Below are 22,494 nucleotides of genomic sequence, written 5' to 3' on the forward strand. Positions count from 1 at the left end.
TTCAGGTAAAGACGGGTCAACGCGCAGGGCTACAGGATGGCGCCGGGGGTGTAGGTGGCGGCGTCGGGGTGGCGCGCGGCGAGAGCCTCGACCGCCCGGACGACGGCCTGCGTCTGGGCCAGTGCCGCCCCCGTGAACGTGATCGGCTCCGCAACGAGCGCATCCAGCTGCGCCTGCGTGAGGCCGAGCCGTTCGTCGGCGGCGAGCTTGGCGAAGACGTCGTTCTCCGCCTGACCCTGGCGCACCGCCAGCGCGGTACCGACCGCCGCCTCCTTGATCGCCTCGTGGGCGCTCTCGCGGCCGACGCCGTTGCGCACGGCGCTCATCAGCACCTTGGTCGTCGCCAGGTAGGGCAGGTAGCGGTCGAGCTCACGCTGGATCACCGCAGGGAAGGCGCCGAACTCGTCGAGCACGGTGAGGAAGGTCTGGAAGAGCCCGTCGGAGGCGAAGAACGCATCCGGCAGAGCCACCCGGCGGACGACGGAGCAGGAGACGTCGCCCTCGTTCCACTGGTCGCCGGCGAGCTCCCCGACCATCGAGAGGTAGCCGCGAGTGACGACGGCGAGGCCGTTCACCCGCTCGCAGGAGCGGGTGTTCATCTTGTGCGGCATCGCCGAGGAGCCGACCTGACCCTCCTTGAAACCCTCCGTGACGATCTCGTTGCCGGCCATGAGCCGGATCGTGGTGGCCAGGTTCGACGGCGCGGCGACGAGTTGCACGACGGCCGCGAGTACGTCGAAGTCGAGGCTGCGCGGGTACACCTGACCGACGCTGGTGAGCACCCGCTCGAAGCCGAGGTGCCCGGCGACCCGCTGCTCCAGCGTCGCGAGCTTGTCGGCGTCGCCGTCGAGGAGGTCGAGCATGTCCTGCGCGGTACCCATCGGGCCCTTGATCCCACGCAGGGGGTAGCGGGCGAGCAGCTCCTCGATGCGCTCGACGCCGATCAGCAGCTCGTCGGCGGCGGTGGCGAAGCGCTTGCCCAGCGTGGTGGCCTGGGCCGCGACGTTGTGGCTGCGACCGGCCATCACCGTGGTCTCGTGCTCGGTGGCCAGCCGGGCCAGACGGGCCAGCGTCGCGACGGCGCGGTCCCGCAGCAGCTCGAGCGACTGCTTGACCTGCAGCTGCTCGACATTCTCGGTGAGGTCGCGGCTGGTCATCCCCTTGTGGATGTGCTCGTGCCCCGCGAGTGCGCAGAACTCCTCGATGCGGGCCTTGACGTCGTGACGCGTGATCCGCTCGCGGTCGGCGATGGAGGCGAGATCGACCTGGTCGACGACGGCCTCGTAGGCCTCCACGACGCCGTCGGGGATGTCGATCCCGAGGTCACGCTGGCCTTTCATGACCGCGATCCAGAGCTGTCGCTCCAGCACGATCTTGTGCTCGGCCGACCAGATCTGGGCGAGATCGGCGCCGGCGTAGCGGGTGGCCAGGACGTTCGGGACGGTCACGAGCGCCCATTCTCCCACCCCCGCGAGTGAGCGTGCGAACTCGCGGACCAGGGGTGGGAGGTTGAGGAGGCCCGGCGACTGAGGAACGAAGTCGCCAGGACGTCTCGAAACCCACCCCCGCGAGTGAGCGTGCGAACTCGCGGACCAGGGGTGGGAGGTTGAGGAAGCCCGGCGACTGAGGAACGAAGTCGCCAGGACGTCTCGAAACCCACCCCCGCGAGTGAGCTTGCGAACCCGCGGACCAGGAGTGGGACGCCGAGGAGGCCCGGTGAGCGCCTCAGAGCATCGAGGCGCCCTCGACGACGCCGAGGGGCTCGGCCGCGATGTCGCTGCGGCGCTGGAGACCGTCGAAGGAGATCAGGTCGGCGGCGGCGTAGGCGCGCGACCGCGCGTCGGCGACGTCGTAGCCCACGGCGCGCACGGCCAGCACGCGGCCGCCGGCGGTGACCAGATGACGGTGACCGGGGTCGCCCTCCTCGGGCGCGGCGACGATCGCCGTGCCGGCGTGGATCACGTCCACGTCGTTGACGCCGTCGGCGTTGCCCGCCCCACGGATCACGTCCCCCTTCGAGGACGACTCGGGATACCCGGCCGAGGCCAGGACGACGCTGACCGCGGCACCGTCGCGGAAGACCGGTGCTGCCACGGACGAGAGCCGCCCCCGCGCGGCGGCGAGCAGCAACTCGCCCAACGAGGAGTCGAGCAGGGCCAGCACCGGCTGGATGTCGGGGTCTCCGAAGCGCACGTTGAACTCGATGACACGGGGCCCGGCCGCGGTGAGCGCGAGCCCGACGTAGAGGCATCCCACGAACGGCGACCCGCGGTCGGCCATCTCGGCCAGGGTGGGCCGCACGACGTCGGCGAGTACCCGCTCGGCGAGGTCGGACGGCGCCCACGTCAGCGGGCTGTACGACCCCATCCCGCCGGTGTTCGGGCCCAGACCGCCGTCGAAGATCCGCTTGAAGTCCTGCGCGGGCTGTAGTGCGTACGCCGTCGTCCCGTCGCAGACGGCGAACAGCGAGCACTCCGGACCGTCGAGGAACTCCTCGATCACCACCCGGTCGCATCCGGCCGCATGCGCCAGAGCCTCGGCACGATCGCGCGTCACCACGACGCCCTTGCCGGCCGCGAGCGCATCGTCCTTCACCACGTAGGGGGCGCCGAACGCATCCAGGGCCGCCTCGACCTCGGCGGACGTCGTACACGTGCGGGAACCCGCCGTGGGAACGCCGGCGACGGCCATGACCTCCTTGGCGAAGGCCTTGGAACCCTCCAGCATCGCGGCGGCCTGCGACGGACCGAACACCGCGATGCCGCGGGCTCGGATCGGATCGGCGACACCCGCCACGAGAGGTGCCTCCGGGCCCACCACCACCAGGTCGACGTCGAGCGACTCCGCGAGGTCGGCCACCGCCGCACCGTCGCCGGGGTCGACCTCGTGCACCGTGGCGATCGCACCGATCCCGGGATTGCCGGGCGCCGCGTGCACCTCGCTCACCGCGGGATCGCGGGAGAGCGCGAGAGCCAGGGCGTGCTCGCGCCCGCCGGTTCCGATCACGAGGGTCTTCACGGCAGCATCGTAGAGATCGAGCGGGGCGCAATCGCCCGCGGGCGTTGCGATTCATCCCGCGGGCACGGGGAAGGATGCGGCCCGTGGCAACTGCACTTCCTCGGGTCGGCGACATCGTCGGCGACTTCCGTCTTCTCGCGCCGCTGGGCCACGGCGGCACCGGCGTGGTCTTCTTGGCCGCCTCGACGCTCGACCAGTCCCACGCCGCGGTGAAGCTCCTGCCCGTGGCCCACCCGCACGCCGGCGAGGCCCAGACGCTCGGCGCGTTCGACTCGCCCCACATCGTGCCGTTGCTGGCGCATGGCACCACGCGCATCGGCGGCACCGACTACACCTACGTCGCGACGGCGCACGTCGCCGGCGGCGACCTGGGTGCGCTCATCCATGCGCGCGGTCCCATGCCGGCGCGGCTGGCCGTCGACGTGTGCGTGCAGGTCGCCTCCGCGCTCGCCCTGGCCCACGACGCCGGCGTGGTGCACCGCGATGTCAAGCCCACCAACGTCCTCCTGGAGGACGCCGACGCGACCACGCCCCACGCCTACCTGTGCGACTTCGGTCTGGCGCACCGCATCGGCCAGGTCCCGGCCGGCCACCAGACCGCCATCGTCGGCACGTGGAGCTACCTGGCGCCCGAGCTCGACGGCGGGGCCGCCGGCACCCCGGCGTCCGACGTGTACGCACTGGGCTGCCTGCTGTGGGCCTGCCTGAGTGGTGCGCCGCCGTACCGCGGCACCGACGCGCAGATCTCCGAGGGCCATCGCACCGGCCGGGTACCTCAGCTGCTCGGCGGCGACGAGTTCACGGCACGGGTCAACCAGGTGCTCCAACGCTCGCTCGCCAAGGACCCCGCCGGGCGGTACCCCGACGCCGGCGCCCTGCTCGCCGATCTGGCCGACGCCGCCGCGGTGCCCTCGGCGCCCGCCGTCGCGAACCTCCCGGCCGAGGTGCCGAACTCCGAACCTGCGTCGACGCCGACACCGGAGACGACCTCGCCACCCGCTTCTCGCGCACCGCTCGCGCCCACCGCCAGCGCAGAGGTGCCGCCCGCTGAACGCTCCCGACCTCGGGAGTGGCCTTCCCGAGGCGTCCCCACGCTCGCCGTCGCCCTCGCCACGGCGCTGGCGCTGCTCGTCGTCGCGCTGATCGCATGGTGGGCGTTCGCCGGCGACGACGACCCGAAGGCTCCTGCGTCGCCGACCGCCGGGAGCGGGGAGGCTCCTGCGTCGCCGACCGAGACGCCGACCGACCCGGCCCCCGCGCCCACCGGCGTCACCGGCGACCTCGACGGCGACGGACTCGGTGACGTGAGCGTCGACCACGGCCGGGTGCTGCGCCGAGGCGGTGCCGAGCGCGAGATCGTGGAGAGCACGACCTGGCTCTCCACCGGGCGATCGCTGGCCGCACCCAGCACGGCGATGCTCGACGACGACGCCGACACCTACGTCCAGCGCGTGGCGGGCCACTTCGACGACGACGGAGCGCTCGACGTCCTCGAGGTGCGAACGCCGTCCGACCGGAGCGCGATCCAGGTGCGCGGCACCCTCAGCTCAGGCGCCTCGTTGAGCGCCACCCTGGCGCACCCGGGGAGACGCAACCTGTTCGCCCACGTCGTCGACTCCGACGGCGACGGTCGCGACGATCTGGCCTTCACCTCGCTCGCCGCGTTCGACACCGGCGGCATCCAGGTGCTGGTCGCGCGCTTCGACGGCGCGGAGTTCGCACCGCTGCGCGAGGCGGCGTCGTGGCCCCCCAACGCCGATCGCACCACGCTCGGCTCCGGCGACGTCGACGGCGACGGCCGCGACGACGTCGTCACGCTGCAGCACCTCGACGACCCGGGCAGCCGCGGACGGCAGATCTCCTCGCGTCTGGCCGTGCACTCCTTCGACGACGACGGCACGCTGAGTCGTCGTGTCAGCCGACCGATCATCACGGCGGCTACTCCCCCGCTGCGCCTGGCCGACGTCGATGGCGACGGCCGCGAGGAGATCGTCGTCGTGGACGCTCTCGCCGACGACCGTCTCCGACTCGGCGTGATCGACCTCGACGCCGGCACCCTCAAGCGGCCCGTGTGGACCGACGGCCTCGCGGTCTCGGCGCAGGTCGAGCCGGCCGTCGGGGTGTCCGACGTCGACGGCGACGGGCGCGACGACATCGTGATCGTCGGACCGACGAGCTCGCTCGCCGAGGGCAGCGTGCGGGTCGCGTTCGCACGCGGCGACGGCTTCCGGACCCGCGACGTCGGCGCGTGGGGCACGCGCTTCAACCGGTACGGCAACACCGATCGACTGGAGTACGTCGGCAACAGCCGCCTCTGACGACGGTGGTCGAGGAGCGAGCGCAGCAGGCGTCAGCCGGTGGTTGAGGAGCGAGCGCCAGCGAGCGTCTCGAAACCCCGCCCGACGACAGACCGCCGCCCCTCGCCAGGTCTCGAGACGGTCGCAGAGCGACCTCCTCGACCACCGGGATGGTCGGGACTCGCTACCTCAGATCAGCGCGTGCCGCACGATCGTCGCCGCCCGCGAGGGACCGACACCGATGACCGACATCCGCGCGCCCGACAGCTCCTCGACCCGCTCCACGTAGGCGCGGGCGTTGGCCGGGAGGTCCTCGAAGGTGCGCGCGCCGGAGATGTCCTCGGTCCAGCCGGGGAGGTACTCGAAGATCGGCTTCGCGTGGTGGAAGTCGCTCTGGTTGGCCGGCATCTCGTCGTGCCGCACGCCGTCGACGTCGTAGGCCACGCAGACCGGGATCTGCTCGAGTCCGCTGAGCACGTCGAGCTTGGTGAGCACGAAGTCGGTGACGCCGTTGATCCGTGCGGCGTAGCGGGCGATGACGGCGTCGTACCAGCCGCAGCGGCGCGGACGGCCCGTCGTGGTGCCGTACTCGGCGCCGACCGAGCGCAGGTGCTCGCCGGCGTCGTCGAACAGCTCGGTCGGGAACGGCCCCTCGCCCACCCGGGTCGTGTAGGCCTTCACGATCGCGATGACCTGGCTCAGCCGCGTCGGCGGGATGCCCGACCCGGTGCAGGCGCCGCCCGCGGTCGCCGAGGACGACGTCACGAAGGGGTAGGTGCCGTGATCGACGTCGAGGAGCGTGGCCTGACCGGCCTCGAGCAGCACGACGTCGCCGCGGTCCAGGGCCTCGCCGAGCAGCAGGCTGGTGTCGCAGACCATCGGCGCGAGTCGATCGGCGAAGGCGAGCAGCTCCTCGACCGTCGCGTCGACGGTGACCGCGCGACGGTTGTAGACCTTGGTGAGGATCTGGTTCTTCAGCTCCAGGGCGCCCTCGACCTTCTGACGCAGGATGTTCTCGTCGAAGAGGTCCTGGACGCGGATGCCGATGCGGTTCATCTTGTCGGCGTAGGTGGGACCGATGCCGCGGCCGGTGGTGCCGATCCGACGCGAGCCGAGGAAGCGCTCGGTCACCTTGTCCAGCGAGCGGTTGTAGTCGGCGATGACGTGGGCGTTGGCGCTGACCTTGAGGGTCGAGGTGTCGACGCCACGGGCCTCGAGCCCGTCGATCTCGTGGAAGAGCACGGCGAGATCGACGACGACGCCGTTGCCGATCACCGGCGTGCACCCGGGGGTGAGGATGCCGCTGGGCAGGAGGTGCAGGGCGTACTTCTCCTCACCGATCACCACGGTGTGGCCGGCGTTGTTGCCGCCGTTGAACTTCACGACGTAGTCGACCTTGCTCCCGAGCAGGTCCGTCGCCTTGCCCTTGCCCTCATCGCCCCACTGGGCACCGATGATCGCGATCGCGGGCATGTCTTCTCCAGGTGTTCCTCGAGGGGCCCGGCATGCTGCGCGGGCCTGACAACGCGAAAGCCCCGGCGCAAGTGCGTCCGGGGCTCTTGCGACGTGAATCTAGCAGAATCACGCCTCGGAGCGGGTGCCGACGAGGCCCCGTCGAGCGTCCCGCACGATCCCTCTCCTTCGGGGGATCGTGTGTGGCACACCGTCTCGTCGTAGGTTCACCCCCGTGGACCCGTTGCTCGTGATCCGGAACGCCGAGGCCGGCTCGGCCGACGAGGAGTCGCTCGAGCGCGCCCTCACCGTGCTGCGCCGCCACACCTCGGTCGAGGTGCAGGCGACCGCCGACCCGGGCGAGCTGGACGGCGTGCTGCACCGCGCGGGATCGCGGCGCATCGTGGTGGCCGGTGGCGACGGCAGCCTCCACGCCGTCGTGTCGGCGCTCTACCGCCGCGGCGAGCTGAAGGACCGCACCCTGGGCCTGCTGCCCCTCGGCACCGGCAACGACTTCGCACGCTCGGTCGGGATGCCGTTGGACGCCGAGGAGGCTGCGCTCGCCCTGGCCGGCGGGACGCCGGAGCCGATGGACCTGATCGTCGACGAGGTCGGCCGCGTCGTGGTGAACAACGTGCACGTGGGTGCCGGGGCGAAGGCCGCCCAACGCGGCGCGCGGTGGAAGTCGCGCCTGGGCAAGGCCGGTGTGGGCAAGCTCGGCTACCCGATCGGGGCCGCGATCACAGCCTGGAACCCGCCGCTGCTGCGCCTGCGGGTCGAGGTGGACGGCGTCCCCGTCGTCGACTTCGACGAGCAGGTGCTGCAGGTGGCCGTCGGCAACGGCCGGTCCGTCGGCGGCGGCACCGAACTGACTCCGCACGCCGACCCCGGCGACGGCATGCTCGACGTGATGGTCTCCCGCGCGACCGGACCGATCTCGCGGTTCATCTACGCCGCCCGCCTGGGCATGGGCACCCACCCCTCCGCGGTCGACGTCGACTACGTGCGCGGGCGCCAGGTCTCGGTGAGCGGCGAGGAGTTCTGGTGCAGCGCCGACGGCGAGCTCGACGGCCCCGAGCGCCACCGCTCCTGGCGCCTGGAGCGCGCCGCCTACTCCCTCGTGGTCCCGCGCACCTGAGCTGTCACTCTGGGGCGCTCGCGGCGGCCTGGGTGGCGGTGACCTACGGAGGGAATCCGCCCCGCGCTCGCCCGAGGGCGGTGACCTGCTGAGGAAATCGCGCGCACCTCTCCTCTGCAACTCACCGCTCCCCACAGCAACCACCGCTCCAGCCGCGTCCGTCGGCAGCACCGCCGACTCGGCTCGGACGGCGCGGCGCCTGTAGCCTCGACCGCCGTGGCACGCGCGGACCAGCAGGAGAAGTCAGACCCGGTCGATTGGGTGACCCGGGCGGCCGACGCGGCGATCCGGCAGGCCCAGCAGCAGGGCCATCTCAGCGGCGCGCCGGGTGCGTGGCAGGGCAGGGTCACCTGCGCATCCGGCATCAGCCCCTCGGGCCCGATCCACCTGGGCAACCTGCGCGAGTTCCTGACCGTGCACTTCGTCGCGGACGAGATCGCCCGCCGCGGCGTCCCCGTGCGCCACCTGCAGTCGTGGGACGACTTCGACCGCTTCCGCAAGGTGCCCGCCGGTGTCGATCCGAGCTGGTCGACCCACGTCGGCAAGCCGCTCTCCGACGTCCCGGACCCGTGGGAGTGCCACGCCTCGTGGGCCGAGCACTTCAAGGCGCCGCTGCGCGCGGCGCTGGTCGAGCTCGGGTGCGAGATGGAGGAGATCGACCAGACCGACCGCTACCGCGCCGGCGCCTATACCGAGCAGGTGCTGCACGCGATCGAGCACCGCGACGCCATCGAGGCCGTCCTCGCGCGCCACCGCACCAAGAAAGGCCCCCAGCAGGGCCCGGCCGACGGCGGCGAGGTCACCGAGTCCACCGCCGAGGACGACGACGTGACGTCGGGAGACGACGGCGCAGGCGACCTCGCGCGCTTCCCGTACAAGCCCTACTGCCGCGACTGCGGGCGCGACACGGTCACGTTGACGTCCTACGACGAGCAGACCACCGACCTCGGCTACACCTGCGACGCGTGCGCGTTCACCGGCGTGACGAACATCCGCAACCAGCACGAGGGCAAGCTGGTGTGGAAGGTCGACTGGCCGATGCGCTGGTCGGTGGAGGGCGTCGACTTCGAGCCCGGCGGCCTGGACCACGCGACCCCCGGTTCCTCCTACACCGTCGGCAAGGAGGTCGTGAAGCTCTACGACGCGATCGCGCCGTCCTTCGTGGCGTACGCCTTCGTGGGCGTCGCCGGCCAGGTGAAGATGTCCTCCTCCCGCGGCGGCGTGCCGACCGCTGCCGAGGCGCTCCGGATCCTGGAGGCGCCGATCCTGCGGTGGCTCTACGTGCGCCGCCAGCCCAAGCAGGCGTTCAACGTCGACTTCGGCGCCGAGATGCTGCGTCTGTACGACGAGTGGGACGCGCTGACGAAGAAGGCAGCCGACCCGGCCAAGCGCGACGCCGCCGTCCTCGCCTACGAGCGAGCGGTCTCGACGACGACCGCCGGCGACCTGCCGCGGCCCGCCGTCACGGTGCCGTTCCGGATGCTGTCCTCGGTCGCCGACGTCACCACCGGAAGCGCCGACCTGATCAGCCGCGTCGTCGGCAACGCCGGTTACCCGCACGACTCCGTGGCCGACCTCGAGCCTCGTCTGAGCCGGGCGATGACCTGGATGGGCGAGTACGTGCCCGAGGACGACCGGACCACGGTCCGCAGCACTCCCGACGTCGCGCGACTCGCTGCGCTGAGCGAGGACGAGGAGCTCTGGCTGCGGATCTTCGTCGACCGGCTGCCCGACGACCTCGATCTCGAGACCGCGACGGCGCTGGTCTACGGCGTGCCGAAGCTGGCCCGCGGCCTGGGCCTGGAGGACGGACCGACCGACGAGGTCAAGGCCGACCAGAAGTCGTTCTTCAGCCTGCTCTACCGACTTCTCGTGGACGCCGAGCGCGGGCCGCGCCTGCCCACACTGGTGCTCGCGCTGGGCGCCGAGACCGTGCGGAACCTGCTGACACCACCGGCCGGCGGGGAGCGCTCGTGAGCACCGCGGCCGTCGAGGCCCCTGCACGCACGGTGCACCTGTGGTGGACGCCGTCCTCCCCGCGGGAGATCGGCGAGGGCCTGGTCGCCGCGGCGCTCTTCCCGTTCCGCGCCTTCATCGCGTTCGGCGAGGCCAGCATCGGCGTCTCGCGACTCATCGCCCCCGACGGCCCGGCCCGGCTGCTGCACCTGCTCTCGAACGTCACCGCGCCCGACCGTCCACTGGGGCAGGCGCTGATGCCGGGCGGCGTCGTCGACCGCGTGCTCGACGAGAACGGCGTGCTGGCGCGCCTGAGCGCACGCGGCGGCGTCCTGGACCGCCTGATCTCGCCGGGTGGCCTGATCGACCGCGCGCTGGTCAACCACGGCCCGGTCGATCGCCTGCTGGCACCCGGCGGCGCCCTGGACCAGGCCCTGGAGCCTGGTGGTCTGATGGACCGCATCGTCGCACCCGGTGGTGCACTCGAGCGGCTCCTCGCCCAGGAGGGAGCGATCGAGCGGATGCTCGCCCCGGGCGGCGTCGTCGACCGCCTCCTCGATCAGGAAGGTCTGATCGAGCAGCTCGTCGCCGAGGACGGCATCATCGACCGGCTCGGCGGTCTGATGGAGAACATCGACCGGATCGGTCCGATCCTCGCCAAGCTCGAGCCCGTCGTGGGCGGCGTGCGCGAGGCGGCGTCCGGCATCGACACCTCGGCCTCCGGCCTGGCCACCTCCGCCGCGGGCATCGACGCCTCCGCCGCCGAGCTGGTCAACCTCCTCGAACCCGTCGTCGACCTCGTCGGCCGGCTCCCCGGCGCCCGCAAGCGCCGTGCCGGCTCGGGCGAGCGGCAGGAGCGCGCCACGGAGGGCCGCGCCGCCACGAAGGCAACGGCGAAGAAAACCGTCGCGAAGGAGAAGCCCGCGCCTGAGCCCGACTCGGAGCTCACCGCACCACTCTTCTGACCACAGGCCCGGGGCCGCGCCGCACCCCCGGTGGTCGAGCGTGCCGAGACCCCACCGCATCTCGACATGCTCGATGACCGAGACGGCGGCGATCGACTACTCCGTGGCGAGGTAGGCGAGCTGGGCGGTGACCGACCAGTCCGCGGCATCCCACATCGACTCGTCGACGTCGGCGTAGACGATCTCGACGACGCGGCGCGGGAGAGCCTCGTCCTCCAACAGGTGCGGGCCGGCTTCGACGCCGAGCTGACCCAGGGCCGCGCGGACGCCGTCCAGGCGCTGACGGCGGTGGGCGAGGTAGTAGTCCAGCACGCCGCCCGCATCGGGCTGCACGGGACCGTGGGCCGGCCAGACGGCGTCGACCTCGCCGTTGGCGACCAGCGACCGCATCTTCTCCAGCGAGGCGAAGTAGGGCCGCAGCGCGCCGTCGGGGTGCGCCACGATCGTCGTGCCGCGCCCGAGCACCATGTCTCCGGTGAGCAGCACCCGCTCCGCCGGGAGTACGAAGCTCACCGAGTCGGCCGTGTGCCCGGGGGTGTGGACGGCGCGGAGGTGCAGGCCGTCGACGTCGATCTCCTCGTCGTCGCCGAGCGGGTCGGCGTCACGGCACCACTCCGACGAGACCGCCCGTACCGGCGCACCGGTTCGCTCACGCACCAGCTCGACGGCGTCGGTGTGGTCGAAGTGGTGGTGGGTGATGAGCACCAGCCCGACGTCGCCCGCCTCGGCGAGGACGGCGTCCACGTGCTCGGCGAGGTCGGGGCCAGGATCCACGATCACGCACCGCGCGGCGCCCGGCTCTCGCAGCACCCAGGTGTTGGTGCCGTCGAGGGTGAACGGGCCCGGGTTGTCGGCTCGCACGCAGACGGCACGGTCGCCGAACCGCCCGCCGTCCCAGACGGCCCAGTCGCTCCCCGCTGTCATCGCGTACCTCTCCTACACGCGCCGCTGCGCGACCAGCGGGCGGAGGTCGTCGGGCATGGAGAGCGTGAAGCCGTCGCCGAGCGGCTCGACCTCGGGGGTGAACATGGTGACCCGGCGGCCCTGCGCCGCAGCCAGGACGGCGTCCACGTCGGGGTGGGTGCCGACCTCCAGGCAGGTCAGGTACGTCGGCGGCAGCATCGCCAGGTCTCCGCCATCGGCCCGGTCGGCGGCGATCGCCGCCGGCAGCCACGTCACCGAGGAGGACTCGGTGGAGACATCGCGGGTGAGCTGCCCCGCCGGCAGCTGAGCGACGAAGAACCAGGTGCGGTAGCGCTTGGACTCGAACACCGGCGTCAGCCAGCCCGACCAGGTGCCGAGCAGATCGGTGCGCAGCACCAGCCCGCGCCGGTTGAGGAAGTCGGTCATCGACAGGTCACGCGACTCCAGGGCGAACCGGTCGGCCTCCCAGTCGTCGCCGGTCGTGTCGGCCACGACGTCGTCGGGGCGCTCGAGCGGCCCGGCGAGCAGGACCCCGGACTCCTCGAAGGTCTCGCGCACGGCGGCACAGACGAGTGCTCGCGCCGTGTCCTCGTCGCAGCCCAGTCGCTCGGCCCACTCCGAAGGCGTCGGACCGGCCCAGGCGACGTCGGCGTCGAAGTCGCGCGGGTCGACACCCCCGCCGGGGAACACGGCCATCCCACCGGCGAACTCCATCGAGACGTGCCGACGAAGGAGGTAGACCTCGGGGCCCCGATCGTCGGCGGAGTCGCCGGAGCGCATCAGCACCACCGTCGCGGCGTCACGGGGTTCTACGGCGACGCGGGTGCCGTCGGCGAACTCGGCCGCGACGTCGGCCAGGTGCGGCGGGAGCGGCACGGGCGGAAGCGGGATCCTCATGAGGCACCGCCCCGTTCAGCCGCGTCCAGCTCGACCACGATCTCGACCTCGACCGGCGCATCCAGCGGCAGCACGGCCACGCCGACGGCGGAGCGCGCGTGCACCCCGGCCTCGCCGAACGCCTCGCCGAGCAGCTCGGAGGCGCCGTTGGCGACCTGCGGCTGCCCGGTGAACTCCGCGGAGGAGGCGACGAACACGACGACCTTGACGACGCGGCGAACCCGCTCGAGGTCGCCGATCACCGACTTCACCGCCGCGATCGCGTTCAGCGCACACTGCTGTGCGCAGGCGTAGGCCTCCTCGGCCGTCACGCCGGCGCCGACCTTGCCGGTGGCGATCAGCTCGCCGGCCCGCATCGGCAGCTGTCCCGAGGTGTGCACGTAGGCACCGGTGACCACGGCCGGCGTGTAGGCGGCGACGGGCGGCACGACGTCCGGCACGCTGAGGCCGAGCGCGCTCAGGCGCCCCTCGACGGTCACCGCGGCGTCCGTCACTGGAGCGGGCGCTTGAAGTAGCCGACCAGGTTCTCGGGGTTCATCCCCGGCGCGATCTGCACCAGCTCCCACCCCTCGGCCCCGAAGTTGTCGAGGATCTGCTTGGCGGCGTGCGTGAGGATCGGCGCGGTCAGGTACTCCCACTTCGTCATGGCTCGCAGACTACTCAGGCCGCGTCCCGGTGCAGACTGCTCCGTATGGCGTACGACGTCGACCTGGCCGATCGCGTGCGCGACCTGCTGCCCCCGGGCACCGTGGAGAAGCCGATGTTCGGCGGGCTCGGGTTCATGGTCGGCGGCAACCTGGCGGTCTGCGTCAGCGGGCAGGGCGGGGTGCTCGTCCGAGTGACCGCCGAGGACTCCCCCGGCCTCATCGACGGTGTCGCGGTCGTGCCCCTGGTGATGGGGGGCCGTGAGTCGCGCACCTGGCTGCGAGTCGACACGACCGCACTCGACGGGGCCCAGCTGACGCCGTGGGTCGCGCGCGGCCTCGCCGTCGCGACGTCGCTGCCGCCGAAGTGATTCCGCGGATGGGGGCTGTCGTGGTGGGCGTCGTCCCGGTGCGTGCATGAGTGCCGACGAGGAGGGAGCCGTGCCGGAGGCACGGCGACTGACGAGGAGGTGCTCAGGTGCGTGCGGGGGCGGGGCCCGGCCGGCATCTGCCCTATCCGCGGGATCACTAAGTAGGAGCCTCGGCCGATCAGGCGCCGAGCCACTCCTCGAAGGTCTGCCGCCCACGCGGTCCGTCGCCCTTCGGCAGCAGGGCACCCGAGCGCATCGCCTTGCCGGCGGCACCCGGCAGCGGCACCCGCACGACCCGACGTCTCATCCCGCGGGCGCGCGCCACGCGACGCGCGGCGAGGTCCATCCGCACCTCCTCGGGGCCCGCGAGGTCGGGCGCGCGACCCACGGGCCCACCCTCGGCCAGATCCACCAGTGCCTCGGCGACCTCGCGCGCGGCGATCGGCTGGCTGAGCATCACCGGGACGACGGAGACCGGTCCGATCCGCACGAAGCCCAGCAACTGCTCGGCGAACTCGTGGAACTGGGTGGCACGCAGCACCGACCAGGGCGTCGCGCCCGCTGCGACCAGGTGCTCCTGGTGCTGCTTGCCGCGGTAGTAGCCCGATGCCGAGCCGTCGATGCCCACGATCGACAGCGCGACGTGGTGTCCGACGCCGGCAGCCTGCTCGCCGGCGAGCAGGGCCTGGGTCACCGCACCGAAGAAGGCCGAGGCACCGCGCTCGCTCTGCGCCGTCGTCCCGGTCAGGTCGAGCACCGTCTCGACACCGCCCAACCGTTGCGCGAGCACGTCCGCGACCGCCGCGCCCGCCGTCAGGTCGACGCCGCTCGAGCGTGTCAGCGGCACGACCTCGTGCCCGCGCTCGACGGCGACGTCGCCGACCTGCCGCCCGACGACGCCGGTCGCACCGGCCACAGCGATCTTCACGAGCCCATCCCATCGGGCCGCCTCGTTCACCGCAAGGGCGAGGTCGCCAGGCACTAGTGTCCGGCGCATGAGCGACTGGCCGAAGGTGCGTCTGCACGTGGTCACCGGCAAGGGCGGCACCGGCAAGTCCACGGTGGCTGCGGCCCTGGCCCTCGCCCTGGCGGGTCACGGCAAGAACGTCCTGCTCTGCGAGGTGGAGGGACGCCAGGGCATCGCCCGGATGTTCGACGTCGACCCGCTGCCCTACGCCGAGCGACGTCTCGCCACCGGACTCCCCGAGCGTGACCGCGCGCAGGGCTCGGCCGGCGGCCCGGGGCTCGTTCACGCCCTCCACATCGACGCCGAGTCGGCGCTGCTGGAGTACCTCGCGATGTACTACAAGCTGGGTCGCGCAGGCCGTGCGCTCGACAAGTTCGGTGTCATCGAGTTCGCCACCACGATCGCTCCCGGCGTCCGGGACGTGCTTCTCACCGGCAAGGTGTTCGAGGCCGTGCAGCGCAACAGTCGCAACAAGGGCGCCATCCAGTACGACGCCGTCGTGCTCGACGCACCGCCCACGGGCCGGATCACCCAGTTCCTCAACGTGTCCAACGAGCTCGCGGGTCTGGCGAAGGTCGGTCCGATCAAGTCGCAGTCGGACACGATGATGACGCTCTTCCGCTCGCCGCGCACCGCCGTGCACCTGGTGACCGTGCTGGAGGAGATGCCGGTGCAGGAGACGGCGGACGGCATCTCCGAACTGCGTGCCGTCGACCTGCCGGTGGGCGGAGTGATCGTCAACCTCGTGCGGCCCCAGGAGCTGAGCCCGAAGGATCTGACCGCGGTCGAGGCAGGGACGATCGCCTCCGATCTCGCGGCCGCCGGCATGACCCCCGACGACGACCTCGTCGACGGACTCCTCACCGCCGCGCGGGACCACGCCGAACGTCGCGACCTGGAGAACACCCAGCGCGCGCTCGTCAACGACCTCGGCGTGCCGGTCTACGAGCTGCCCCGACTGCCGCAGGGCGTCGATCTCGGCGCCCTCTACGACCTGGCCTCCCGACTGCGCGAGCAGGGGCTGGCATGACCACGCGCGAAGCGACCCGAGAGGACGCCCGATGAGCACCCGAACCCGCGTGGGCCCGACCGGGCTGACCACCGCGCCCGCGCTCGACGTCGACCGTCTGCTCGACGACCGCTCGGTCGGGATCATCGTGTGCTGCGGCTCGGGCGGCGTCGGTAAGACGACGACCGCCGCCGCGCCCGCGCTGCGCGCGGCCGAACGTGGGCGCACGGTGGTCGTGCTGACCATCGACCCGGCCAGGCGGCTGGCGCAGTCGATGGGCATCGAGAGTCTCGACAACACCCCGCGCCCGGTGACCGACGTCGACCCGGCCGCCGGCGGCTCGCTCGACGCGATGATGCTCGACATGAAGCGCACCTTCGACGAGGTCGTGGAGAGCCAGGCCAGCCCGGAGAAGGCCCAGCAGATCCTGGAGAACCCCTTCTACATCGCACTCTCCAGCTCGTTCGCGGGCACGCAGGAGTACATGGCGATGGAGAAGCTCGGCCAGATCCACGCCGACGCGCGCCGCGACGGGACCTACGACCTGATCGTCGTCGACACCCCGCCGTCGCGCTCGGCGCTGGACTTCCTCGACGCCCCCGAGCGGCTCTCCAGCTTCCTCGACGGCCGGTTCATCAAGCTCATGCTGGCGCCCGCGAAGGGGCCGGCGAAGCTGCTCGGAGCCGGCTTCTCGCTGATCACCAACGCCCTCACCAAGGTGCTCGGCGCCCAGGTCCTGCGCGATCTGCAGACCTTCGTGACCGCGATCGACACCGTCTTCGGCGGCTTCCGCCAGCGCGCCATGAGGACCTACGCCCTCCTGCAGGCCGACGGGACGGCGTTCCTCGTCGTCGCCGCGCCGGAGCCGGACGCGCTGCGCGAGGCCGCCTACTTCGTGGAGCGGCTCAGCGAGGACGCGATGCCGCTGGCGGGCCTGGTGGTCAACCGCGCGAGCGCGCCGCCGTCAGGCGATCTCAGCGCCGACGAGGCGATGGCGGCCGGGCAACGGCTCCGCGCGAAGGACCCCGCCTCGGTGACGGCGGGCCTGCTGCGGTTGCACGCCGACCAGTCTCGCTCGGTGGAGCGGGAGGCCAGACTGCGGGCGGGATTCGCCAAGGCGCATCCGCAGGTGCCCACCGCTGTAGTGCCCGCGCTCGCGGCGGACGTCCACGACCTCAGTGGCCTGCGACGGATCGGAGCCCTGCTCGCGGACTCCGGCGCGTAGGGCTGCGGGTTTGCCGGTGAGATTCGCTGGTTTCCCCGGCTGACCGGCGAAACCTGCATCCCGACGGGCGAAACTGTCACCGGACGGGCGAAGCTTCGCGCGCTGAGTGCTGGTTTTGCCTGTGGACCGGGGAAAGCTGCAGGTGCAGGTTTCCCCGGCCGACCGGGGAAACCCAGAAGCGAGAGACCCGCCTCAGACGGCGACGACGGGCTCGGACGACGCGCCTTCGCGGGCGGTCTCGAGCACAGCGCGCCACGACGCGGTCGGACGACGACGCAGCAGCGCGCGGCGCTCCCGCTCGGTCATGCCGCCCCACACGCCCCATTCGATCTGGTTGTCCAGCGCCTCGGCGAGGCACTCGGTGCGCACTGGGCACGTCTGGCAGACCTGCTTGGCCTTGTTCTGCTCCGCACCCCGTACGAACAGCGTGTCCGGGTTGTCCGCCCGGCAAGCGGCGCGCGGCGCCCAGTCTTCAACCCACATGTCAGTCCCCAGATCGTTCGCGAGACGGGTGTGTCCTCGGCTGACGCCACAACCCTGTGACGCCGGGACACCCCCACCAGTCCCATCTCTTGACGACGGAAACGCTACGTGCGGCAACTGGTCCGTACCACCGCCCATGCGACTCAACTGGCATAGCCCGAGATGACTAGTCCACCCCTGGTCTCCCCCCGCCTCGCGACGGGAGACGAGCCCGGAGGCGGCCTGCCGGCACGAGCGGGCGGCCCGTGTCGGACGAGAGGCCGGGGCGCACCCGGCGACCACGTACATTTGGCGGGTGCCAGCCCCCCGTCCTCGCCCCGGCCAGATCGCCACGCACCTCGCTGCGATGGCGGTCGTGTCGGTGATCCTCGGCGTGATCGTCTCCGGCATCGCCCTTCCGTTCGCCGGTCTGGCGGGCGTCGCGGCGAACAAGACCGCCGACACGATGACCGACCTGCCGCAGGACTTCGAGATCGGCGCACTGCCCCAGCGCACCACGATCCTCGCCGAGGACGGCACGGTGCTCGCCTCCGTCTTCGACCAGAACCGCACCAACGTCTCGCTGAACCAGATCTCACGCCTGATGGTCAAGGCGCTGCTCGCCATCGAGGACTACCGGTTCTACCAGCACGGCGCGCTGGACCTCCGCGGCACGTTGCGCGCCCTCTTCGCCAACGCGGCCGAGGGCGGCGTCGTCCAGGGTGGCTCGACGATCACCCAGCAGCTGGTCAAGCAGACGCTGCTCTACAACGCGACGTCGGAGGAGGAGGCCGAGGCGGCCACCGACGACACCTACGCGCGCAAGATCCGCGAGCTTCGCTACGCCATCGCGCTGGAGAACGAGTACTCCAAGGACCAGATCCTCGAGACCTACCTCAACACCGTCTACTTCGGCGACAGCGCCTACGGCGTCCAGGCCGCGGCGAAGCACTACTTCAACGTCAACGCCCGCGAACTGGACCTCAACCAGGCTGCGATCCTCGCGGGCCTCGTGCAGAGTCCCTCGGCGTTCGACCCCACCGACAATCCCGACCGCACCATCGAGCGTCGCGACGTCGTGCTGGACCGGATGGCCGAGCTCGGTGTCGTCCCGCAACAGCGCGCCGACAATGTCAAGAAGCGCGGCCTCGGGCTCGACCCGCAGCCCAGCAGCAACGGCTGCGTGAACAGCCGGGCGCCGTTCTTCTGCCAGTACGCGCTCGCCTGGTTGCTGCAGGACCCGGCGCTGGGTCGCGACAAGGAGGAGCGAGAGCGCCTCATCTACAGCGGCGGGCTGACCATCCACACCACGATCGACCTGCGGTTCCAGAAGGCCGCCGACGACTCGGTGCGTCAACGCGTCTTCGCCAAGGATCGCGCGATCGGCGCGCTCGCGATGGTGGAGCCGGGCACGGGGGACGTGCGCGCGCTCGCGCAGTCGCGTCCGATGGGACGCAAGAAGAACCTCGGCCAGACCTACCTGAACTACACCGTGCCCCGGAAGTACGGCAACGCCAACGGCTTCCAGGCGGGGTCGACGTTCAAGGCCTTCGTGCTGACGGCGGCGATCCTGCAGGACATCCCGCTGAACCGCTCGATCTCCTCGCCTCCGCAGGTCTTCCTGCCCATGAACCAGTTCGAGACGTGCGACGGTCCCTACGCCTCGACCCAGATCTGGGACCCCAAGAACTCCACCGGCTCGGGCACGTTCAACCTCTACACCGGCACCCGGCAGTCGGTGAACACCTTCTTCGCCCAGCTCGAGATGGAGACGGGCATCTGCGAGCCGTACAACCTCGCGAAGTCGATGGGTGTGCAGCTGACGCCGAACGACAAGGACCGCGAGATGGTGCCGTCGTTCACCCTCGGCGTGGCCGACGTGAGCCCGCTGGAGATGGCCGAGGCGTACGCGACCTTCGCCGCGCGCGGTCTGCACTGCACCTCGCGCCCGGTCTCGATGATCGAGGACGCCGGCGGCAACGTGGTCAAGGAGTACCCCTCCCAGTGCACGCAGGTGATTCCCGGGCCCGCCGCCGACGCCGTGAACGACGTGCTGCGCGGGGTGCTCGAGCCCGGCGGCTTCGGCTACAACGCCGGCATCTCGCTCAACGACCGCGACGACGCCGGCAAGACCGGTACCACCAACGGCTCGTTCAGCGTGTGGTTCGTCGGCTACACCCCGAACCTGGCGACGGCGTCGATGGTGGCCGGCGCCGACGACAACGGCAACTGGATCACCCTGGATGGCCAGGTTCTCGGCGGCAGCACCACCTACAGCGCTGCCGGCTCCACGACGGCGGGCCCGATCTGGGGCGACGCGATGCAGGCCATCGCGCCCCTGCTCGCGCCGGAGTCGTTCGTGGCACCGTCCGCCCAGGACGTCGTCGGCGTGCTCACTCCGGTGCCGTTCGTCGCGGGCATGAGCGTCGACTCCGCCATCGCAGCGCTCGAGGACGCCGGGTTCAACGCCGAGCGTGGTCCGCGGGTGCGCTCGCGTCAGCCGAGCGGCACGGCCGCCTACACCGTGCCCGGCGGCGGATCGACCTTCGGTGCGGGCGACACCGTGCTCGTCTTCGAGTCCAACGGCCGTCAGCCCCGCGACCGTGGCGGACGGGGACGCGGAGGCCGCTGACCTCTCGGCGCTCGCCGGGTCTCGCGACGGTCGCAGAGCGACCTCCTCGACCACCGGCCACGGTGGTCGAGCTTGTCGAGACCCCGCATCTCGACAGGCTCGATGACCGGGTGACGGCTCGATGACCGGGTCCTGGGGGGTCGGCCGGGGCGCTCGCTACCTGTTGCGCCAGACCGGGTCGCGGCCCTCGCCCGGAGCGAGGCCGGCCTCCCAGCCGTCGTCGGTGAACGTGATGTCGTCGTAGGAGGCCGAGACGTACGCGACGGCGTCGACCTCGCTCATCGACCGGGCGTCGGCGAGCACCTCGAGATTCACCCGGACGGCGGTCGGCGAGTGCGTGGCGATCTCGGCCGCGAGCTCTCGGGCCACCTTCCTCGCACTCCCGGACGGCGCGAGCCGGCTGGCGAGCCCGTAGCGAACGGCGTCCTCGCCGGTGATCGCTCGACCGGTGATCGCGAGATCGGCGACGAGCGCCGCCGGCAGCCGGTGCGCGAGCCGTGCAACGCCGCCGTGTTCGGCGTAGCGGGCGCGCGTGATGTGGTCGAGTGCGAGCCTGGCGTCGTCGGCGACCACGATCAGCGTGGCCGCGAGGGCGATCTCGAGCCCGGTCCCGACGGCGTCGCCCTCGATTGCGGCGATCACCGGCTTGGTCAGGCGGCGACGGCTCAGACCGCCGACGCCGGTGGCAGGCGGAGCTCCCGAGAACGCCTGGGCCGGGTCCTCGCCGCGGCAGAACGAGCCTCCGGCGGGTCCGCTGAGCACCGCGACCCAGGCGTCGCGGTCGGCCTCGAAGGCGTCGAAGACCTCCGACAGCTCCCGGTGGGCCGGGCCGCCGAGTGCGTCCGCGCGCAGTGCGATCTCGACGACGTGTCCCTCGCGGCGCACGTCCGCGTGCTCGTAGTCCGAGCGCCACGCTCCGGGCGGTCGGGGCGCGAAGGCCTCGACCGTCGCGGCGTCGAGGGCGACGACGTTCGTCGGTCCGACGTGACGCGCGAACACACGCACGCCCACGGACTCCTCGGGGCCGTCGAGCTGGTCGAGCAGCGCGTCGTCGCCGGGAACGGCGTTGGCCACGAAGCGGCGCCCGTCGTCGAGACGGGCGACCACGATCGCCGTCCGACCCGTCGCCGCGTGCTGCACCGTGTAGGTATCGATGCTCGCCCAACCCTCGGGGTGGTCGGTGAGTCGGGCGAGGGGGCGCTGGTCGTACTCGGCCTGGAGTCTCGCGGAGTCACCGGCGCTCCAGACGGCCGGTCGCGCGCTGTAGACGCCGACGGCGTACTTCGACAGCGAGCCGCCGTTCGCGCCGACGAGGCCGACGCCGTCACGCTCACGGCGGGCGCGGTGCACGATCTCGACGACGGGATGCAGCGAGTAGTTGTTGCCGGGGCCGCCGAAGAAGGGCAGACCGCCGGTGACGGTGAGTCCCCGCGGGTCGTCGAGCGCGATGCCGAGCTGGTCGATGACGTTGAGCACCGCGATCGGGTAGCAGCTGTAGAAGTCGAACCAGTCGACGTCGTCGACGCCCACGCCGGCCATCTCCAGCGCAGCCCGGACCGCGATCTGCGCACCCGGCGCGTCGAGGTCGGGCCGGGCGAACATGTCGGCCTCGGCAATGGCGGCGTGGCCGTGGAGGAACACCCAGCGGTCTTCCGGCACGCCGAGCCGGCGGGCCTCCTCGATCGAGGTGAGCACCGCGGCGGCGCCCTGGTTGACCATGTCGCGGGCGATCATGAACCGCGGGTAGGGCGTGGCGACGAGCCGGTTGCGGTCGTCGACGGTGGTCAGAGTCGCGGCGTCGAGGTGCTCGCGCACCACGGCATGCGGGTTCTCGGCGGCGACGGCGCTGAACCGATCGAAGAGCGCGCCCATCTCGGCCAGGCCCTCCGCCTTGCTCAGACCACGGCGCGCGCGTCGCGCGTTCTCCAGGACGGCGTACTGAACGATTGTGCCGGTCATGCCGTGCTGCACGGCGCGTTGCGAGATCAGGCCACGCAGGCCGTACCCGCGGTCCTCCAGCTGCCCGCCGGGGTCCTCGCTCCAGTCCCGGCTCTGGCCGGCGCGCTGCAGGTGCCGGACGGTCGAGCCCGCCTCGGCGCCCGTGATCAGGACGGCGCGGGCCCGCCCGGCGGCGATCTCGCCGGCGAACTCGGTGATCAGCTGCTGCGGCGAGGTGCCACCGGTCGGCGCGAGCACCGCACGCGCGGGATCGGCACCGATCCTCGTCGCGACCGAGCGGGGCAGGTTGGTGGAGCGTCCGAACGGAGCCTGCGTGACCGGCACCGAGTTCTCGAACTGACGCGTCGCGGCGATGCCGCGGGGCGCCGCGGCGCCCGCTCCGGCCCCGCCCGTCGCACCGGCGTCCGCCAGCGCCTCACGTGAGGCCGCGGCGGCCAGCTCGACGGGCGAGAGCGCCGCGTAGCCGTCGTCCTCCGGTCGTTCGGAACTCTGGCCGACGCCGATCAGTACCGGGGTACGAGGGTCGAGGTCGTCTGCGCGGAGAACCGGGCCCGCGGCCACGTCTGTGGGGAACACCG

At 71.9% G+C, this 22,494-nt stretch carries 18 protein-coding genes; 8 read left to right on the forward strand and 10 right to left on the reverse strand.

Translation table 11 applies throughout. The features are described 5' to 3' along the window. Positions 1–29: 29 nt before the first annotated feature. The gene (gene purB / locus KSO97_RS04550) at positions 30–1,448 is read right to left on the reverse strand and encodes an adenylosuccinate lyase (RefSeq protein WP_232676774.1); all 1,419 of its coding nucleotides are present in this window, start codon (positions 1,446–1,448) and stop codon (positions 30–32) included. 277 nt (positions 1,449–1,725) lie between these two features. Beyond that, positions 1,726–3,018: a phosphoribosylamine--glycine ligase gene (purD, locus tag KSO97_RS04555; protein ID WP_232676775.1), complete on the reverse strand. Its 1,293-nt coding sequence runs from the start codon at positions 3,016–3,018 to the stop codon at positions 1,726–1,728. 83 nt (positions 3,019–3,101) lie between these two features. On the opposite strand from purD, the gene KSO97_RS04560 reads away from it, so the two are divergent. After that, a complete protein-coding gene (locus KSO97_RS04560) occupies positions 3,102–5,336 on the forward strand; it encodes a protein kinase (RefSeq protein WP_232676776.1) in 2,235 nt (744 codons plus the stop codon). Between the two features lie 168 nt (positions 5,337–5,504). On the opposite strand, the gene KSO97_RS04565 is transcribed toward KSO97_RS04560, so the two are convergent. Next, positions 5,505–6,788 (reverse strand): adenylosuccinate synthase, encoded by a 1,284-nt coding sequence (locus tag KSO97_RS04565; protein ID WP_232676778.1) that lies wholly within the window; start codon positions 6,786–6,788, stop codon positions 5,505–5,507. A 214-nt stretch (positions 6,789–7,002) separates the two neighbouring features. On the opposite strand from KSO97_RS04565, the gene KSO97_RS04570 reads away from it, so the two are divergent. The 3 genes from KSO97_RS04570 to KSO97_RS04580 all read left to right on the forward strand — a co-directional run bounded on the left by KSO97_RS04570 (position 7,003) and on the right by KSO97_RS04580 (position 10,826). After that, the gene (locus KSO97_RS04570; protein WP_232676780.1) at positions 7,003–7,905 is read left to right on the forward strand and encodes a diacylglycerol kinase family protein; all 903 of its coding nucleotides are present in this window, start codon (positions 7,003–7,005) and stop codon (positions 7,903–7,905) included. A gap of 216 nt (positions 7,906–8,121) precedes the next feature. Then, positions 8,122–9,882 carry a lysine--tRNA ligase gene (gene lysS / locus KSO97_RS04575; protein ID WP_232676782.1) on the forward strand — a complete coding sequence of 587 codons (1,761 nt, stop codon included), beginning with the start codon at positions 8,122–8,124 and terminating at the stop codon, positions 9,880–9,882. Further along, positions 9,879–10,826 (forward strand): hypothetical protein, encoded by a 948-nt coding sequence (locus tag KSO97_RS04580; RefSeq protein WP_232676783.1) that lies wholly within the window; start codon positions 9,879–9,881, stop codon positions 10,824–10,826. Before lysS ends, KSO97_RS04580 begins: the two co-directional genes overlap by 4 nt. Before the next feature lie 96 nt (positions 10,827–10,922). Here the strand turns inward: KSO97_RS04580 and KSO97_RS04585 are convergent, their stop codons facing one another. From KSO97_RS04585 to KSO97_RS04600, 4 genes are read right to left on the reverse strand one after another with little or no spacing between them, the layout of a single operon-like run. Further along, complete coding sequence (locus KSO97_RS04585; protein ID WP_232676784.1) at positions 10,923–11,750, reverse strand: MBL fold metallo-hydrolase; 828 nt, start codon at positions 11,748–11,750, stop codon at positions 10,923–10,925. A gap of 12 nt (positions 11,751–11,762) precedes the next feature. Beyond that, positions 11,763–12,647 (reverse strand): NUDIX hydrolase, encoded by an 885-nt coding sequence (locus KSO97_RS04590; RefSeq protein ID WP_232676785.1) that lies wholly within the window; start codon positions 12,645–12,647, stop codon positions 11,763–11,765. After that, positions 12,644–13,126, reverse strand: a complete 483-nt coding sequence (locus KSO97_RS04595; RefSeq protein WP_232676786.1) for a RidA family protein — start codon at positions 13,124–13,126, stop codon at positions 12,644–12,646. The genes KSO97_RS04590 and KSO97_RS04595 overlap by 4 nt, the downstream gene beginning before the upstream one ends. Positions 13,127–13,137: 11 nt before the next feature. After that, the gene (locus KSO97_RS04600; protein ID WP_232676787.1) at positions 13,138–13,293 is read right to left on the reverse strand and encodes a DUF4177 domain-containing protein; all 156 of its coding nucleotides are present in this window, start codon (positions 13,291–13,293) and stop codon (positions 13,138–13,140) included. 45 nt (positions 13,294–13,338) lie between these two features. On the opposite strand from KSO97_RS04600, the gene KSO97_RS04605 reads away from it, so the two are divergent. Then, positions 13,339–13,662, forward strand: a complete 324-nt coding sequence (locus tag KSO97_RS04605) for a TfoX/Sxy family protein (protein ID WP_232676788.1) — start codon at positions 13,339–13,341, stop codon at positions 13,660–13,662. A 178-nt stretch (positions 13,663–13,840) separates the two neighbouring features. Here KSO97_RS04605 and KSO97_RS04610 read toward each other — a convergent pair whose 3' ends face one another. Then, positions 13,841–14,590, reverse strand: a complete 750-nt coding sequence (locus KSO97_RS04610) for an SDR family oxidoreductase (protein WP_232676789.1) — start codon at positions 14,588–14,590, stop codon at positions 13,841–13,843. 67 nt (positions 14,591–14,657) lie between these two features. Between KSO97_RS04610 and KSO97_RS04615 the strand changes: the two genes are divergently transcribed. Together KSO97_RS04615 and KSO97_RS04620 are read left to right on the forward strand one after the other, a co-directional pair. Continuing rightward, the gene (locus KSO97_RS04615) at positions 14,658–15,659 is read left to right on the forward strand and encodes an ArsA-related P-loop ATPase (RefSeq protein WP_232676790.1); all 1,002 of its coding nucleotides are present in this window, start codon (positions 14,658–14,660) and stop codon (positions 15,657–15,659) included. A gap of 31 nt (positions 15,660–15,690) precedes the next feature. Next, on the forward strand, positions 15,691–16,863 hold the full coding sequence (locus KSO97_RS04620) for an ArsA-related P-loop ATPase (protein WP_232676792.1): 1,173 nt from the start codon (positions 15,691–15,693) through the stop codon (positions 16,861–16,863). Positions 16,864–17,055: 192 nt separating this feature from the next. On the opposite strand, the gene KSO97_RS04625 is transcribed toward KSO97_RS04620, so the two are convergent. Then, a complete protein-coding gene (locus KSO97_RS04625) occupies positions 17,056–17,346 on the reverse strand; it encodes a WhiB family transcriptional regulator (protein WP_232676795.1) in 291 nt (96 codons plus the stop codon). A gap of 295 nt (positions 17,347–17,641) precedes the next feature. On the opposite strand from KSO97_RS04625, the gene KSO97_RS04630 reads away from it, so the two are divergent. Then, positions 17,642–19,957 carry a transglycosylase domain-containing protein gene (locus KSO97_RS04630; protein WP_232676797.1) on the forward strand — a complete coding sequence of 772 codons (2,316 nt, stop codon included), beginning with the start codon at positions 17,642–17,644 and terminating at the stop codon, positions 19,955–19,957. 156 nt (positions 19,958–20,113) lie between these two features. Here the strand turns inward: KSO97_RS04630 and KSO97_RS18190 are convergent, their stop codons facing one another. Then, complete coding sequence (locus KSO97_RS18190) at positions 20,114–22,492, reverse strand: enoyl-CoA hydratase-related protein (RefSeq protein WP_232676798.1); 2,379 nt, start codon at positions 22,490–22,492, stop codon at positions 20,114–20,116. Between the last annotated feature and the right edge of the window lie 2 nt (positions 22,493–22,494).

Source organism: Nocardioides sp. R-C-SC26 (assembly GCF_021246465.1).
In the GTDB taxonomy this organism is placed as follows: domain Bacteria; phylum Actinomycetota; class Actinomycetes; order Propionibacteriales; family Nocardioidaceae; genus Nocardioides.

Bases quoted from the DNA above. Each gene is read 5' to 3' on its own strand.
- KSO97_RS04565 (WP_232676778.1), bottom strand. From the start codon at position 6,788: ATGCCCGCGATCGCGATCATCGGTGCCCAGTGGGGCGATGAGGGCAAG.
- KSO97_RS04585 (WP_232676784.1), bottom strand. From the start codon at position 11,750: ATGACAGCGGGGAGCGACTGGGCCGTCTGGGACGGCGGGCGGTTCGGC.
- KSO97_RS04590 (WP_232676785.1), bottom strand. From the start codon at position 12,647: ATGAGGATCCCGCTTCCGCCCGTGCCGCTCCCGCCGCACCTGGCCGAC.
- KSO97_RS04600 (WP_232676787.1), bottom strand. From the start codon at position 13,293: ATGACGAAGTGGGAGTACCTGACCGCGCCGATCCTCACGCACGCCGCC.
- KSO97_RS04605 (WP_232676788.1), top strand. From the start codon at position 13,339: ATGGCGTACGACGTCGACCTGGCCGATCGCGTGCGCGACCTGCTGCCC.
- KSO97_RS04615 (WP_232676790.1), top strand. From the start codon at position 14,658: ATGAGCGACTGGCCGAAGGTGCGTCTGCACGTGGTCACCGGCAAGGGC.
- KSO97_RS04620 (WP_232676792.1), top strand. From the start codon at position 15,691: ATGAGCACCCGAACCCGCGTGGGCCCGACCGGGCTGACCACCGCGCCC.
- KSO97_RS04625 (WP_232676795.1), bottom strand. From the start codon at position 17,346: ATGTGGGTTGAAGACTGGGCGCCGCGCGCCGCTTGCCGGGCGGACAAC.